Below are 15,797 nucleotides of genomic sequence, written 5' to 3' on the forward strand. Positions count from 1 at the left end.
GGAGAGGTTTACTCAGCGCAATGCTGAACGCAGCTGCTGGAATAAAAGCACAGATACACTTGCTTTTTAGCACAGTTCATAATGAGATGAGCCTGAAGGACATCAACTTAGGCGCTGGAGGTGTTTACCTGATAAGGGAACGAATATACTACATATTGAAAGCAGAATGGACCAAGAGATGACCCGTGCAATGACTGTGGAAAGCATCGACGTGCTGCCAGACAAGATCGTGTTCCAATGGGTTGTTGACCCCACACCTCGTAATCTGATACCAGCAAGGCCGCCGTCCAACCATTTTTAATTTTTTGCAGACAGGGGAAAGGCAGAGGATGTCGTGGGTGGGGACGTAATCCTGTACCAGTATATCCCCCATCTCGTCAGTAACTTCGAATGGTTACGAGGCAAGGTATCAACCATGCAAGGCATGCCCATCTGACATGAATCCACAATGCCACGGCCGTTCAGGAGCTGGAGCGGAAAGCAGGGTATAAGGTGGCGTTCGTGCTGATCGTTCGGAAGTGAATTAAAGTAAATGCACCTATAGTTCTAACAACTCTACTCTGGTATCATTAGATATTTATCGCGGCTGGTTGGTTTATCGGTGTGTGGATTCTGTCAAAAACCTTTCCAGGAAGACACGGTAGAAGGAAAGGGAAATGAGACCTATAAAAAAGCGAATAGAAAATACCCTTGGATAAAGAACAGGGTCCGGATCTGCTGCTAAGACTGGACCCTGTTACTGTTCGTATTACGGCAAGCAGGGGTCGCCTTGGGTGCCACCTGGTGCTCGGTTCAATAGCACTTTCACCCGATCAATACACTCCTGCCTATCACAGAACACATTAGGTGAAAGGCAGAAGTTTTCAATGTCAGCATCCGTACGAAGGTTATCAGGGTTAATACTTACAAATTTGCCTCTGAAGCATTTGCCCTCAAGAGCTTTTCTACACGCGCTTGCCATTTTTGCATCAAGATTAGACACAGAAGGGCCGTCAGGTTTCAAGACAAGCTCGCCGGAAGGGAGGTTCATAGGGGACACCATCTCCTCTTCGGTGCAGGAGTACAGGAGGAAGCCAAACATAAACATAAAGAGCAATACATTAAATTTCATGTGTGAAGCGGGTTTGATCTGAATCAGAATACAGGAATGAGTCAGAGGCTGAGAACAGCAGAAAGCACTTGGCTGGAGTTGTACTTTACTTAAGGAGTATAATTTAATACGATTTAAATCATATTTAATATAACCGTATTGGTAAGATACAGTCATATAAGTGTGAAGGCGGTTTTCTAAGGGTATTACCGGCTACAAAAGCAAAACCTCACCAAAGAGGTAGCCTTGGATATAAACGAAAAGCAAAGTGGTGATTAGCCTCCGTTGGCTCCAATTACCTCCTTGGTACTGCCGAACTTGTTACCGATAGACCGCAGCAGTGTCCGTAGTTTCGCGCGGTTCTGCTATCAGTCCGGCAAGCCCTTGCACGGTACGGGCCACACACTAGTTTGTGACATGTCTCACGACCAGACTGGCATCAAAAAAACAGATGCAATGATAAAACTTTTCCAAAATCACTATATGCAAGGCAGTTCATGTGGTCGTTCACCGGAACCAGCCGCAATGATATGCTTGATGAAGCCAAAACACGGGCACTGTCGTAGGGAAAACAACACTACCTTCTGTACCGGCAGATGGCTTCTTCTCAACCCCACATTCATTATGTTAAAACACACATGTAAATACCTCCTCCTTCTGTTTCTTATCCTGTCAGGCTGCAGTGACGCTGATGTGGCCCCGCAACAGCCGCTCACACTGGAAGAGGAGCAACTGCTGCTGGGGAACCCCAGTGAAGCAACCACTAGTGAGAGTAATTACAATAACTTTCTGATGCTGAAGCCCCAGTACACGCTCTCCTACAGCCGAGACAGGGGAACACCCAACTGGGTGAGCTGGCATGTGAGCAGGGAGTGGATGGGAAACGCCGCAAGGCAGGACAACTTCCGAAGCGACCCCAAGCTTCCCGAGGGCTGGTACCGCGTCACGGCCTCAAGTTACTCAGGCAGCGGCTTTGACAGGGGCCACAACACGCCCTCAGCAGACAGAACCAGCTCGGAGGAGGACAACTCCGCCACTTTCCTGATGACGAACATGATTCCACAGGCTCCGAAGAATAACCAGGAGGCCTGGGCGAACCTAGAGGACTACACGCGCGACCTGGTGCAGGATGGAATGGAGGTATATGTGGTGATGGGCAGCTATGGTGAGGGCGGCACCGGCAGCAACGGCAGCGCCCGAACGATTGATCAGGGAAGGGTGACGGTACCGAGCCGCATATGGAAGGTGCTGGTGGTCCTGCAGCAGGGAGACGATGACCTGCAAAGAATTACCTTTGACACGCGTGTGATCGCTGTTGACGTGCCGAACACCAACACCGTTCGTTCCGACTGGGGTTCCTACCGCACCACTGTGGATGCGATTGAGAGCGCCACAGGATATGACCTGCTATCAGCACTACCTGCACAGCTGCAGCAAGTGCTGGAGGGAAGGACAGACACTGGACCTGTTAAGTAGACAGGAGTATTTCATTGACCTTCCAACGTCACTCTTCTATACTTAGCGCTGCTATAAGGTAAGAATACTTCTGAGAGTCAAATATCCGCTAATTAACTTCTATGATATAGACATGGCTTCTAGCTGCCTTCACCTGTTCAGAAAGTGACTTTTTCGATAATTGACTCACATTCTGAAGCTGGGGAGATGTTGGCAGAGCATTAATCAAATTATATAGATAACCTGTCTTGATAGCATAAGAGGCATTCTGAGCCTCACCATGTTTGGCATTCACTATCCCTACCAAATTTCCAATGCTATCAAACATAGGCCCACCGCTGTTACCAGGCTGGACAGGAGCAGATATTTGATAAGATGTTATATCACCCTGGAAGCCTGACCTTGAACTAATGATTCCATTGGTCAATTTGACTTCTTCCCCCATTGTAGCCGTTAAGGGATACCCAAGGACAAATACAGACTCGCCAACATCTGATACCATATTGCTAATGACGTATGGTATTGTTCCTAGAGAATTGAAATTGGAGTCATTAACTTTGAGTATGGCTAAGTCATTGTTCTTATCTGAAAGAGCAACCTTCGCAGTGTAGGAGGTAGAAAAATCATTATTGATACCCCTTACCTTTATAGACTTTGCATTCTCCACTACATGAAAATTTGTTACAATGTAGCCATCAGATGTAAGCGCAAATCCTGTACCTGTAGAGGCTATACTTTTTTCTGTTTTTTTGCTTGCATTCTGTATGTCCCACTGTGTTGGAAACACCTTTGTGAATTCAGTTGTAACAACAATCTTTAGCTGCATCCTATTCACATCACTTACAGTTCCCTTAATCAACTGAGCAGCTTCCTGAGCTGGCCGTGGATCAACTTTGATCAATAAACCTTCGGAATTGAAAGATAACTTATCTCCATTCCATAAGTAGACCCCAGGAGTAGCTGTCGCTTCAAAATCACATTCACTATCTTCAAGAGTATTTACTCTTTCCACGTTGTACATGACAAAGCAAGAACCTTGTCTTATGATGGCATATCTATGAGTTTCCCCAATCTGAAGTCGTGCAATCTGCTCACCACGCACATACCTGTTTTCAAAACCCTTAAATGAATAAATACCCACTATTGGGTCATGATTATCTAAATTAGCGAGAATGTGATTTTTAAAGTCCCCCTCATCTCTATAAGTCTCTTGGGCAACCGCCTTTACAGATACTAAGAAATAAATAATTAACAAAAAATATAGATGCCTCATATTAGAAGGACTACATAAAATGGAAGACTAGCCAAGAGATTACAGCTGCAACTAATGCTATGACAACCTTCGCTGTGTTAGATGCTTCTTCAAATACATTGTTTAGGAGCCAATATATGGTTCCTATGCATATTACTAGTGCTATAAATCCTTCCATTCTTTACTCTCGATTTAGGTTTGGCTGTTTTACCCAACAATGATACACGGCTATTCCTCATCCATTTGTTGTCAGTGTTAAATTTAATTAAATATTAGTTCAAAGAAATATACAAAAGAATAAATTTAATTCGCCAACACACCTATTTTCCCCGAAGTTGATGTATCTATGTTGAGATTCTTACACATATGGGTGGAGAGTAGATAAAGTAGGCCCCTTTTACAGACCTTCCCTATCATATCCCTGCAGTGAATGATCATTGCTGCGTTCTCTCAGTGGTTTGATTTTGAGGAGTAACCATCTCACAGAACAATGCCTAAAAAGGGAGTTTAATTTAAACTGAGTCATTTCCTTCTTTAAATTTATTGCCCCTTTTGTTGTTCCGGCTTCATTCCTATCACCAAAGGGCAAACCATTGAAGCATGTTTCACTTCAAGTCCGGTTGCATCATGTCCCCGAACAAGATGGAGAGCTGCTACGTTGTCTGACTTCAGTTTGCTAGGGGCATCAGCCATTTCTTGCTGATATGCTGGTGGAAGGTAGATCAGCTTCAACAGGGCCATGTCTGAGGTAAAAGCACCTTTTGTCTTGGTCACCTTCCTGACCGACCTAGCGGTGAAAGCCTTCGATGGTATTGGTGGTGTAGATAAGCCTTATAATCTCGTAAACAAACCCACTACTGAAGTTAAAACGTATCCTTTTGTAAGCTAAAGTGTCAGGATATGGACTTCTATGCATTCAATTGTCTCCCAAGGGACATGAGGGCAGCGCTCGTCTGGCAGCATGGCCGGTTCCTAGCGATCCGCACGGAGATGAGCTGCAGCGTAGTGCTCTACCACATGAACGAGTTCTTTGCTGAGGTGTGGTACTCGCCGGAAGACAACCAGATCGCGCTGGTGCACGGTTTCGGGAGCAGGAAGCTCCTCGAGCCGTATCTGGACGTGATCGATCTGAAGGAACTGATGGAGTAGGCTGCCGCACCGTTAATAAATGGCTATAGTGCCATTCTTTTGGATATACACCGGCTTTTTCACATCTCTCCTCGAACAAAAGAGCATAGTTTAACCACCCAGTATTCTTTTTCTATATATTGTGCTTCAGCAATATTTATCCTGCAGCATTAGCCCTACGCTTTCGCTGCAGCACTCTGGCTCCTGGCTTACTCTAAACTATAAACTGAAACATGACGGACCTGCAAAAAGAGTTCCTGCGACTCCACGTAATCTGCGGAAAGAAGTACGCAGCCATCGCGACGAAACTGGATGTGCCCAAACCAATCCTCACCCGATGGTATGAGGAACTGAGACCCGAAAGAGAAAGGATCGCTAGAATCAGGAATGTCTGGACCACTAAGAAATTCACACCTGTATTCGAGGACTTTTACAACTGGCATGAGGCACTGGAGAGAAAGTGCCATTACTGCGGCATAACAGAAGCAGAGATAGCCAAGCTTCTCGAAAGCGGCAGACTCTACACCAAGCGGATCCCTACAAGGGGCAGAAAGCTTGAGTATGACCGGAAGGAGCCGGAGGAACGCTATGACAACATGGACAACATCGTCCTGTGCTGCTACTGGTGCAACAACGCAAAGACAGACACCTTCACCCATGATGAGTTCCTGGAGGTGGGCAAGGCCATCAAGGCTGTCTGGAGGCAGCGCATGGGCAAATGATAACGGACAGCGAAACAAACCACCTGTACCTGGCAGATACCCTGCCTGAGAGGCACCCCTCCTTCTACCGCAGGTTTGAGCAGGTACTGGCTGACTGCGGCATCCACTGCTCCCTGCTTCCTGGCACGAAAGACATATGGGCAGTGGACTACATGCCGGTACAGGTGGAGGCCGACCATTATGTCCGGTTCACTTATAATCCGGACTACCTGCAGGGCAGGAAGTGGCAGAAGACCATCTCCGACGCGGACAGCATCTGCGGGGAGATAGGCATCAGTCCGGAGAAGTCCGCTATCGTTCTGGATGGAGGTAACGTTGTGAGAGGTCCCGAAGCTGTCATCCTATGTGACAAGGTGTTCCGGGAAAACCCACACATTCCGGAGAAGCGGCTGATAAAGGAGCTGCGGGAACTGCTCCGGACTGACAGGCTGATTTTCATCCCTACTGATCCTTCAGACAAGATAGGACATGCCGATGGCATGGTCCGCTTCCTGGACAGCAGGACCGTCCTTATTAACGACTATTCCCTGGAGAGGCCACAGTTCCAGCGAACCTTCAGGATGGCGCTGCATAACGCGGGGCTGGACTGGGTGGAGATAAGTTATAACCCGTACGGCAACAAGGAACCACTACAGGCCAACGGCATATACATCAACTACCTGCAGATGAAGGACAAGGTGATGCTTCCAACCTTTGGCACGGAAGAGGACGAGACGGTTGTCAGGCAGTTTGAGCAGCTGTTCACCGGAAGCACGGTAGCCACGGTGGACAGCAACGAAATCGCTATAGAGGGAGGCGTGCTGAACTGCATCACCTGGAATATACTGAAGTCCCCATTATAATCAACCCGAACAGGAGAAGAACCAGCTTCTTTGATCTGACAGAGGATGACAAGCTCCGTCTGTGAAGTCCATTGAGAAATACAGACAGCTGATCGAGCGGAATTTTACACCTGTTGGACATAATACAGGCATGAATTATGGTGAAGTGGCCGGACAAACCGTATTGCATTTCCATGTGATTACACGCTACAAAGGTTACATGGCTGACCCTAGCGGAAATCAGGCATTGCGTTGCAGGTATAAGGCCCTTAGGAAGATTTAAGCACACGTCGCTTCTGCCCACAGCTAACTGAGGTTTTTGAGCGTATATTAGTCACTTAAGGTCATTAAAGCTATACTAATATGTGCGGAAGGTATTCAGTTATCCCCAAAGCGAAGGGCGATTCGAAGGCAGCAAAGCTGCTGGCTCAGCACCTGAAGGAAACGCATTATAATGCCGCTCCGTCACAGAAACTGCCGGTGGTGACGAACACTCAGCCTGACACGCTACAGTTCTTCTCATGGGGTCTGCAGCCCTTCTGGGCAAAGGATGCGAAGGCGGTGAAGCGCTCCATCAACGCCAGGGCCGAGACGCTCACAGAGAAACCCTCCTTCCGCAACCTACTCAAATCGAAGCGGTGCCTGGTACCGGCTGACGGTTTCTTTGAGTGGCAGGTCACACCTCATGGTAAGGTGCCGCACCGGATCATGCTGAAGAGCGAAGACACCTTCTCCTTCGCCGGTCTCTGGGACGAGTGGCTGGACAAAAGCTCAGGTGAGATCCTGTACACCTATGCCATCATCACCACGGAGGCCAACGAGCTGGTGAAGCCCATCCATGACCGTATGCCGGTGATCCTGTCTCCGGAGGAAGAGGAGCTGTGGCTGGACGCGCACGAGTCTCAGGAGTTGCTGCTGTCGCTGCTGCACCCCTTCGATGCCGGTAAGATGAAGGCTTACCCAGTGTCCCCTTTAGTGAACTCACCGATGAATAATGTTCCTGACGTCATCAATTCGCTGTAGCTGTTGCTATAAGGGTGGATGAGTCATAACTCCACATTAAATGTATGCCTACTTTAAACCACAACACAGGCTAGACATACTACAAACAGTTACTTCTCAAGGGCATCTTTACTTTATAGCTCTCATTGTTTACGAAAACTCAATGCAAAAATCATAGAAAGTAGGTATCGGATATTAAATATTGGCTATACATATTTGTATAATATATTGTACTATATGAAAATACTCTTTACCCTGACTTTCTTTCTCTCTGTACTACAATCTCTCGCTCAGACGGATACCACCTACACAGACATAGCATCCGACACGCTTCAGACTTCAACGTCTGCAGTGCAGGTTCCCGCTCTGCGTGACACAACAAGCACAGAGTTTTTCAGGAAGAACATCATCAAGGTGAATCTCTCTTCTTTTTTCCTCTACAACAACAGCCTCAGCTATGAGCGCTCCATGACACGCAAAATCACCTTCGTGGCCGGATACAGGTATATGCCTCAGACCACGGGTAACTCTGCCTACTTGGTACAGAAAGCTATAGACAGGTACGGAGAGGGGGATGAAGAACTGGAGCAGGACGTGAACTCTACCCTTGTTGGCAATAACACCTTCACCGGCGAGGTCAGGTTTTACTCCGGAAAGCATCCAGGTGCCCGGGGCTTTTACCTCTCGCTCTACGGACGATACATGAACGTGTCAGCCTCTGTCCCTTCTGAATACGAGACTGACACAAGGGTTTACCCACTCACCTATGAGGGAAAGCTGAAAGGGTTCGCAGCAGGGGCGATGATCGGTGCCCAGTGGCTGATAGCCAAAAGGGTGACCCTGGACTGGTACATCCTTGGCGGCCACTACGGCAAACTGAAGGTCAATATGCCAGCCGTGGCGGACCTGAGCACCATGACGTCTGAGGAGAAGAGAGGACTCAAGGAGGATATCGAGTCCATCAATGGCGATCTGAACGACAAGACGGATCTGGAGGCTACTGTCACGGATGAGGGCGTGAGCGTGAAAGGCACTGCGCCATTTGTCGGCTTACGCGGCTTTGGCTTTAGTCTGGGCATCGCTTTCTGACACAGCTCATTTTTCTGGACAAAAGGTGTCATCGGGAAGTTACCACAAGCCTAAAAAACCCAAGTTCATTTTAGTAAAGAGATTCCACTTTGTATATAAAAATATCCACTAGTATATGCGAAAACTTTACGTTCTCTTCCTCTTCCTTCTATTGCTGTCTTTTACTTCCTGTCTGGAGAAGCAGGAGCCGGATATGGCGGCACCTGCCAAAGACGCGAAGCCTGTTCTCAAAGGAGCCAGAAAGGTAAACTTCATAATTGATGAAGCTTATGACCTGAGTCAATCCGAAGCTCATAGTATCTTGGACTCTGTCTCCATGAGCGGGGATGACAAAGGCCTGTATGTACCTGAGGACTTTGAATCATCAGCTTTCTTCATAGATGATAACTCCGGTGAGATAGTGGCCGTCGTTCGTACGAACACGGTGAGTGATAACGTAATTGTTAATGCAGAATCTGTAGCAAGGGCTTTACTTACTATGGTCCCTTCCTATCAAACGCTACCTGATGAGATGAGGGATAAATTCGAGAAAGAGGCGATGACTATCGAGCCTTTCAAAGACTTTGTCACAACCGTAGACGCACTTTTGAAAAGCAAACGGTCTGTTTACTCCACTGATGATGAATACATTGAACAGATAATTGAAATAAACCGCTACATGCTCAAAAACTACTTGGGAGATCCCAATATTGAAGGCGGCAGGATAAACAAGAGCAACAGCGAAGATGATTTTAAAGTGTGGCTCACCAAGGAAAGCGGGGGTACTCTGGATAACCAACGCCACAGTTACGTGTATGCTGAGTTCATTCCGTCTGATGGCGGAAAAACCATTCCAACTATCCTTGACCCCAAGCCTATAATAAAAGGGAAATCCGTGAAAGCCCTGTCGAGTTTAGGCTTGAAGGATGACTACTATACTGTAAACCTGAGTCAGACCCATGAGTTAGCCGTATCAAAAAACTTCTATGAACTCTCCACCAGGTTCGCCAGAATGTTTTTGAATGCTTTCTTGGGCAGGATGGGTTCAGATAGCAGGAACGACTGCATTGCTGCGATTGCCGGATCCATACAGGTGGACATAAACGCCACTATCCTAGAACTCGGTGGTGGGGCTAACCTGTCCCCGAAAGATTTGCTCTCCAAGATTTCAGCAACAGCCGGAAACACAATACAAAGCGCCTTCACGAACGCAGCATGCCAGAAGACCCTGTTGAATAAAACCTTAATAGCTAAGGCTATGGCTGCACAGTCAAATCTCTTCCTTAAAGTGGTGGAAGCTGCTGCACTGGCCCATGAGTTAGCAGAATATCTTCCTTTTGTGTTGGCGCAGACCGACCCTTTGGTCTTGTCGAACAAAATGCAGCTGTATAAAGGAACGGTCATACCAGGGTGGGTAAGGTTTCAGGAACTTAAAGGAAGTTTGATGGAGGAGTACAGTAGCGGCGATAAAGCCAAGCCAACCGTTGAGACAAAAATTATTTCTTCTTATGATGAAATAGATCTGGGGCTGATTGAGTTCAAGGCAACATGGATTGTTACTAATGGAAACGGTAGTGTAACTTCACCCGAAACCCCAACAAATCACGAAGGAAAGACTACCAATGCCTGGACACTGCCCATGGAAGAGGGAGAATACTTTATAAGAGCAGATATGTTGGATGGTGACCGCGAAGACATGGAAGGTAGCCCGATTGAATTCAGGACTAAGGTGAAGTGTAAGTACAGTGAAGAAGACATTGCGGGTGAATATGAGTGGGTCATTTATAGTTGTACTAATGGTAAAGCTGGAGCTACTACCATGAATTTGACTTTCCACGCCGATAAAAGGATAACTGGTTTTGGAGAGGGTAATGTATGGGGTAGCCATACATGGAGTTACAACTGCAGAACTAATGAACTTAATGCCGATTTCGGGACAGGTTTCAAAGGGGAATATAAGGATGGGATAGTTACCGGGATAAGGTACGATAGGGATTGTTGGGAGTTGAGAAAAAAATAACTATTTGAGATCGCGGCTGGCGAAGTCCTGCACATTTTCGCCATCAACACGACAGAAGCGAATAATCTGGTCAAGCCCATCCACGACCGCATGCCGGTGATCCTGTCGCCGGAGGCGGAGGAGCTGTGGCTGGATGGACACGAGTCTCAGGAGCTGCTGCACTCTTTAGATGCCGCTAAGATGAAGGCCTACCCTGTGTCACCGTTGGTCAATTTGCCGATGAACAACGTGCCTGAGGTTATCAATTCACTTTGAGAAGCAAGCTTCAAAGACCATATTAACGACTTAAGCAATGGTCTTTGTAGCTTAAACTCCGCATTTTCATCAATGCAGTGACGGATCTTAAGAAGGAGGTTTACCCTTCTACTTGAATCTAACTCTTGAAAGATAGTGAAATCATAAAGAAAAGCAGTCGCCAGTTCGACCGCAATAGACACTATGGATTGCTGCGTCTGACAAGAGGTGTCAAGATCAAAGCCATACAAAAAGCGCTTATGCCTGTCACGACCATATGCCCATACAGCCTGTAGTCCAGGCCACTCAGCAGCCTTATAGCCATGATTGTTACTGTTAAGCCAACCACAACACCCCAATAGGTTGAGCTTGCTTGTCCTCCTGCCCCACCACCAGAAGGCAGCCTCCAAACCGCCAGAGCAACCAGCGCACCGCCTACCAAAGTGCTGGCATGCTGCAGGATCTTGTATACTGGTAACTGCCAACTCATTACCTGCATAGTGGAAGACAAAGATGGAATAGCATTCACTAAGAACCCATGCTCATGCGTGAAGCTGTCCCAAAGCAAATGAGAGGCAGCTCCAATCAAAACAGACACTATTACCACAAACCAGTTCCTTCTGAAATGGGCGTTGAAGTCAAAGCTTTTGTAGCGTATGAGCCGTGACTTTATAATTACCGGCTGATTATCAAACAGGCTATCACGGGCAACATTATGAAAAATAAAGGCGAGTAAAAGCCCCAGAGGCAGGTCAAACCAGAACAAGCCGCCTACGGTGTGGCTGTAGTTGCTTTCCACTCTCATCCTCAGGAAATACTCAAAGTCAGGTGTCATGCTGCCGACCACAAGTCCCGTCAGCGAGTACCACTTTCTTGGCAGGAATGTAAACGGTAAGACGGCTGCAGGATGTGAGAAGGTGAAAGGCATGCGTTCAGGTGCTACCCAACGAGCTTTGAATACAGGATTCCCAAAACGGCAAGTATGACCACCACCGTCCACCAGTTGCTTCTCTTTGTTTTCCTGTCCACGTTCCTGCTGGTTTGCACCTGACAGACAGCCCAGACCAAACCTGACACCAGCATAGTTCCGGAGACGAGCACCAGATACCTGTTTGTAGACAGGTAAACAATAGCCATCAATCCAAGCCCTCCCAGTATGAAAGGCAATATCAACCGCTCAGTAAGTGATTTCGCCACAGGGCTGTTTATCTCCCCTATTTCACGGAGGCTTGCTTCAAGGTCTTCGTAGTCACCTATCTGAGCGCTCACGACTATTATGTCCGCCTGGCCTTTCCCCTTGATTAGAAAGCTTCCATTGGGGCACCGCACGATTTCCTGAATGTCAGCCTTCCTGATTCTTAAAGTTGTGGTGTTTGATTGCTCTCGTTGTACTGCATCTTCGTCTATGGTCAGGCTGTAGCTCCTGAACAGTTCCTGCTGCCTGTTAAGCCCTTTAAAAATTCCGATCCCTCCGGCCCCAAGCCCGATTAGAACGACAAAGGGGAGAGCGCTGAAATCACTGCTACCAGAATTGTAGTAACTGATACCGAAGCCAAAGGTCAATGCCAGCGCAACAAGGGGTACAGTTGTCCACAATGCTTTTTTCTGGATTTCCCTGAACCCACCTTCCCTGTTCCTGTATACTTTCATTTCTATAAATTAGAATGCGAATGCTTTAACTGCTGCTCTGCGTGGCTGTTAATTTATTTAGCTGTTACCTTCAACTGTCGTGAACAGGGCTTCCAGCTCACTCCTTCTTCTGGAGTAACCGTAATAGTTCTTCTCCTTTAAGATGGAGCCTAGCATCAGGTCTCTCCTGCGTTCCTTGTCTTTCTTCTTCTGGCCCAGGACCGCCAGGTGGGACAGCAGAGTGTCGTAGTACTTGTTGATGTAATAGGCCTTGTAGCTTTCCATTCCCTTGCCTTCCTCTACCTCCATCTCAAAGTCAGGGAAACCGAAGTCCAGGTACTGGAAATAGGGCTGCCCGTTGAACCTGGGATATTTTTCTATGTTTTCAAGCGCAGCCTTATGGTTCGGGGGATTCACAATGTTCATGTAGCCCCATATCACCGTACCGCACAGCTCCATTGCCTTGAGGAAGAAGATGCCCTTCTCTGTGTCATCTTGCAGGTTGTAGTCACTGACTGTGAAGTTGGTCCCCGACAGGTTGAAAGGTTGGTTTTTATTTCCGACCCCGCTGAACAGCATGTCATAGTAGCTGTCGATCAGCTCGTAGCGAGGTATGTCCTTTTCAGTCAGCTCAGCGATGAGCGCCGTATTGTCACGGGGCTTCTCCTCCCGTATGTTCCAGTTGATGCGCCTGATGATATAGACGAACTTCAGAGTTTCCTCGTCAGGTACCCTCAGGAACTCGGTTTCAGCAAGCCTGTTTTTACCGGTGATGGTTTCTTTGATGAACCTGGCGGAGTTGGCAAGCTCGGCTGATTTTATCCCTTCCAGTTGCCTGTAGGTGCTTTCAGTCGGACTGTTGCGAAACATAAAGTTCCGGTAGATCTTAGCCAGTTCGACCAGGTCAGTATTCAGATCATTTGCCTTCACACCTGACAGGCAAAGCAGTGTGATGATGGCAGAAAGAATGGTTCTTTTCATCTGTGTCTGTTTTCAGTTCTTTATAAGAAGTTTTCATGGAGAAGCCACTACCGCTACGGTTCCTCCTTTGAATTAAAATTAATATACTATATATTAATTAATATATAATTATAAAATTTATATTTAACTTTCTTACCTGCTTACCTGCCCCGTGAGAAACATGATGATGCATAAGCATGGGGTTCGGGTTTGGAAGGAAGTGTATGAGCCAGGATGCAGGATTATTTTTTCTATATGCTGTCATTCCTTTTAGTGGCTGATGGTTTACCTGCCTGAATAAAGCAGGAACGGACCGGAGCTACCAATGATCTATAAACATGCTGCGGTGGACCGGAAACCCCTCTATATTGAAACGTTGATCTCCTGCGATCTCGACACCCTATGGTCTCACACACAAGACCCTCAAATGCACGAGCAGTGGGACCTGCGGTTCTCCAGGATCAGGTACCTCCCCAGAAAGGAGCCGGATGATCCCCAACAGTTTCTCTACTCGACCAGAGTCGGCTTTGGCATCAGCGTGAGCGGTGTCGGTGAAAGCGTGGCAACAAAGTCTAAAGCCAGCGGGGAAAGCACCTCTGTTCTGAAATTCTCCTCCGACAGTGGCATATCCTTAATAAGGCAGGGCGCTGGTTACTGGAAGTACAAACCAGAGGCTGGAGGGGTCAGGTTCTTCACAGGTTACGATTACGACACCAGATGGGGAGGCCTGGGGAAAGCCGTCGATAAGTTTATCTTCCGCCCGATGATGGTCTGGGCTACGGCCTGGAGCTTTGACTGCCTTAAAAACTGGATCGAGCGAGGCATACACCCTAAACAGGCGCTTCTGTCGCAGACAACGGTTCTCCTTGCCTCCCTTATTCTCTCGATGGTCTGGCTCTACCAGGGAATCGTGCCGAAACTGCTCTTCTCAGACACAGGCGAACTGGAGATCCTAAGGCAGTCCGGCTTGTTCACAGGGTTCGAAGAGTCACTGTTAACTGGTGTCGGTATAGGCGAGGTGGCCTGGGGACTGGTGCTGTTCTTTATACAGAGAAAGCCAGTCCATTTCATCAGCATCGCTGCCCTGATCCTGCTGGGCCTGGGGGCCTTGTTCAGTGAAGCCTCCGTGTACACGCTGCCTTTCAACCCGTTCTCCCTCAACATCTCCATGATCGGTCTTTCTGTGATTGCCATCATCAACATGAATCATACACCAAGAGCGTCCAACTGTATAACAAAACAGCGGAAATGACATCCATTTATCAGAAAGCCATGGGAAAGGACTTCGGAAAGCTCCACCCGCAGATCCAGAAGCGCTTTGGCTTCAGCAGCAAGGACAGGATCGCCTCCATCGGCAGAGGGATTATGCAGGAGGTAAGCTACGGCAAGCCCTACACCCTCCCGTTTCTTTACATAGGGACGTGGCGCAACATCATGTTTCCGCAGAAAGGCAGGAACATCCCCTTCACAATCGAGAACTACGCCTACATCGACAGGTATGGCAGAGAGACGGTGACCTGGGTAAGGAAGTATCAGTTCCCAGACAAGGAGAGGCGGTTTGACGCCACGATGATCTACAGTGATCAGCGGCAGCAGGTGATAGACTACCTGGGAACCCATCAGCACCTTGCCGTGGACATAGAGTTCTCCGTGGCTGAGAACGGAGGCCTGAGGCTGCGCTCAGGCGAGCAGCGCTTTTACGAGGGGATCATCGGGTTCAGGTTTCCCATGCTGTTCTCCGGTTATGCTGATGTGTGTGAGTGGTATGACGACACAGAGGAAAGGTTCAGCATATCGGTTGAGGTGCGTAACAGGACGTGGGGAAAGCTTTTCCACTATAGAGGCACCTTTGAGGCAGATTACGTTCCGGTGCCTTCCGAGGCAGCCATTCCCCGTGACGTGAAGCCGGTCCGTGAGGAAAAGAGGGAGTAGGTGTTACCCCTCTCCCTGATACCTGTCTGTTTCACCTGAAAATTACTAAAACTAAAAATGAAAAGCATCCTGAACGAGAACGCCTACGAGGACGAGGACAGAAGAACAGGCTATGGCTTCTGGCTCTACCTGCTGCTGTTCGTTATAGGTTACAACGGGGTGAAGGCTGCCATGGGCCTTTATTATAATGCTGAAGCGTATGATACGGTAAGTCTCCTGCATGCTCTTCTCACGGTTCTGATAGCCCTTGCGGCAACAGCAGGATTCTTTGTCAGAAAGCGGTGGACTCCCCTGCTTTTCATCTCTTTCTTTCTGCTGAACCTGCTCTATATGGTGTACATCTCCGTTGCTCTGTCTGTTACCTTCCCTGAGAAGATAGACTTCTTCAGCCTGGCAAGGGTAGCGGTGATGTGTGCGGTGGTGATTAGCTATCTGGTACGGTCGGAGCGGGTAAGGGAGGTCTTTGTAGAATAACCCTTATGCC

The 15,797-nt window shown here is 47.9% G+C and carries 17 protein-coding genes and 1 pseudogene; 12 read left to right on the forward strand and 6 right to left on the reverse strand.

Features of this window, described 5'->3' with window-relative positions; all coding sequences use genetic code 11:
• Positions 1–182, forward strand: a 182-nt coding sequence (locus tag ABD920_RS13840; protein WP_345159847.1) for a hypothetical protein, incomplete at its 5' end; no start/stop codon positions are given.
• A 566-nt stretch (positions 183–748) separates the two neighbouring features.
• Here ABD920_RS13840 and ABD920_RS13845 read toward each other — a convergent pair.
• A complete protein-coding gene (locus ABD920_RS13845) occupies positions 749–1,111 on the reverse strand; it encodes a hypothetical protein (RefSeq protein WP_345159849.1) in 363 nt (120 codons plus the stop codon).
• A gap of 603 nt (positions 1,112–1,714) precedes the next feature.
• Between ABD920_RS13845 and ABD920_RS13850 the strand changes: the two genes are divergently transcribed.
• The gene (locus ABD920_RS13850) at positions 1,715–2,566 is read left to right on the forward strand and encodes a DNA/RNA non-specific endonuclease (RefSeq protein WP_345159851.1); all 852 of its coding nucleotides are present in this window, start codon (positions 1,715–1,717) and stop codon (positions 2,564–2,566) included.
• Positions 2,567–2,654: 88 nt separating this feature from the next.
• Here the strand turns inward: ABD920_RS13850 and ABD920_RS13855 are convergent, their stop codons facing one another.
• Both ABD920_RS13855 and ABD920_RS24965 read right to left on the reverse strand, forming a co-directional pair.
• Complete coding sequence (locus ABD920_RS13855) at positions 2,655–3,818, reverse strand: S1C family serine protease (protein ID WP_345159853.1); 1,164 nt, start codon at positions 3,816–3,818, stop codon at positions 2,655–2,657.
• A gap of 632 nt (positions 3,819–4,450) precedes the next feature.
• Positions 4,451–4,635: pseudogene (locus ABD920_RS24965) on the reverse strand (IS256 family transposase); the annotation flags it as partial.
• 98 nt (positions 4,636–4,733) lie between these two features.
• Here ABD920_RS24965 and ABD920_RS13870 point away from each other — a divergent pair.
• The 7 genes from ABD920_RS13870 to ABD920_RS13900 all read left to right on the forward strand — a co-directional run bounded on the left by ABD920_RS13870 (position 4,734) and on the right by ABD920_RS13900 (position 10,813).
• Positions 4,734–4,946 carry a hypothetical protein gene (locus tag ABD920_RS13870; RefSeq protein ID WP_345159859.1) on the forward strand — a complete coding sequence of 71 codons (213 nt, stop codon included), beginning with the start codon at positions 4,734–4,736 and terminating at the stop codon, positions 4,944–4,946.
• Between the two features lie 212 nt (positions 4,947–5,158).
• Positions 5,159–5,647 carry a hypothetical protein gene (locus tag ABD920_RS13875; protein WP_345159860.1) on the forward strand — a complete coding sequence of 163 codons (489 nt, stop codon included), beginning with the start codon at positions 5,159–5,161 and terminating at the stop codon, positions 5,645–5,647.
• A complete protein-coding gene (locus ABD920_RS13880) occupies positions 5,644–6,489 on the forward strand; it encodes an agmatine deiminase family protein (protein WP_345159861.1) in 846 nt (281 codons plus the stop codon). The genes ABD920_RS13875 and ABD920_RS13880 overlap by 4 nt, the downstream gene beginning before the upstream one ends.
• 342 nt (positions 6,490–6,831) lie before the next feature.
• Positions 6,832–7,491, forward strand: coding sequence for an SOS response-associated peptidase (locus ABD920_RS13885; protein ID WP_345159862.1), 660 nt, complete (start codon positions 6,832–6,834; stop codon positions 7,489–7,491).
• 216 nt (positions 7,492–7,707) lie between these two features.
• The gene (locus ABD920_RS13890; RefSeq protein WP_345159864.1) at positions 7,708–8,559 is read left to right on the forward strand and encodes a DUF3575 domain-containing protein; all 852 of its coding nucleotides are present in this window, start codon (positions 7,708–7,710) and stop codon (positions 8,557–8,559) included.
• 115 nt (positions 8,560–8,674) lie between these two features.
• Positions 8,675–10,558, forward strand: coding sequence for a lipocalin-like domain-containing protein (locus tag ABD920_RS13895; protein WP_345159865.1), 1,884 nt, complete (start codon positions 8,675–8,677; stop codon positions 10,556–10,558).
• 27 nt (positions 10,559–10,585) lie between these two features.
• The gene (locus ABD920_RS13900) at positions 10,586–10,813 is read left to right on the forward strand and encodes an SOS response-associated peptidase family protein (RefSeq protein WP_345159894.1); all 228 of its coding nucleotides are present in this window, start codon (positions 10,586–10,588) and stop codon (positions 10,811–10,813) included.
• Between the two features lie 181 nt (positions 10,814–10,994).
• On the opposite strand, the gene ABD920_RS13905 is transcribed toward ABD920_RS13900, so the two are convergent.
• Genes ABD920_RS13905 through ABD920_RS13915 form a run of 3 tightly spaced genes read right to left on the reverse strand, consistent with a single transcriptional unit; the run spans position 10,995 to position 13,402 of the window.
• Positions 10,995–11,720, reverse strand: a complete 726-nt coding sequence (locus tag ABD920_RS13905) for a DUF4184 family protein (RefSeq protein WP_345159867.1) — start codon at positions 11,718–11,720, stop codon at positions 10,995–10,997.
• 11 nt (positions 11,721–11,731) lie between these two features.
• Complete coding sequence (locus tag ABD920_RS13910) at positions 11,732–12,442, reverse strand: hypothetical protein (protein ID WP_345159869.1); 711 nt, start codon at positions 12,440–12,442, stop codon at positions 11,732–11,734.
• A 57-nt stretch (positions 12,443–12,499) separates the two neighbouring features.
• Positions 12,500–13,402: a hypothetical protein gene (locus tag ABD920_RS13915; protein ID WP_345159870.1), complete on the reverse strand. Its 903-nt coding sequence runs from the start codon at positions 13,400–13,402 to the stop codon at positions 12,500–12,502.
• A 304-nt stretch (positions 13,403–13,706) separates the two neighbouring features.
• Between ABD920_RS13915 and ABD920_RS13920 the strand changes: the two genes are divergently transcribed.
• The 3 genes from ABD920_RS13920 to ABD920_RS13930 are packed head-to-tail and all read left to right on the forward strand — an operon-like array spanning position 13,707 to position 15,787.
• Positions 13,707–14,633: a DoxX-like family protein gene (locus ABD920_RS13920; RefSeq protein WP_345159872.1), complete on the forward strand. Its 927-nt coding sequence runs from the start codon at positions 13,707–13,709 to the stop codon at positions 14,631–14,633.
• Positions 14,630–15,313: a DUF4166 domain-containing protein gene (locus ABD920_RS13925; protein WP_345159873.1), complete on the forward strand. Its 684-nt coding sequence runs from the start codon at positions 14,630–14,632 to the stop codon at positions 15,311–15,313. The genes ABD920_RS13920 and ABD920_RS13925 overlap by 4 nt, the downstream gene beginning before the upstream one ends.
• A 57-nt stretch (positions 15,314–15,370) precedes the next feature.
• On the forward strand, positions 15,371–15,787 hold the full coding sequence (locus ABD920_RS13930) for a DUF2569 family protein (protein WP_345159875.1): 417 nt from the start codon (positions 15,371–15,373) through the stop codon (positions 15,785–15,787).
• Positions 15,788–15,797 lie beyond the last annotated feature (10 nt).

It is taken from the genome of Pontibacter saemangeumensis (genome assembly GCF_039541895.1).
GTDB lineage: Bacteria > Bacteroidota > Bacteroidia > Cytophagales > Hymenobacteraceae > Pontibacter > Pontibacter saemangeumensis.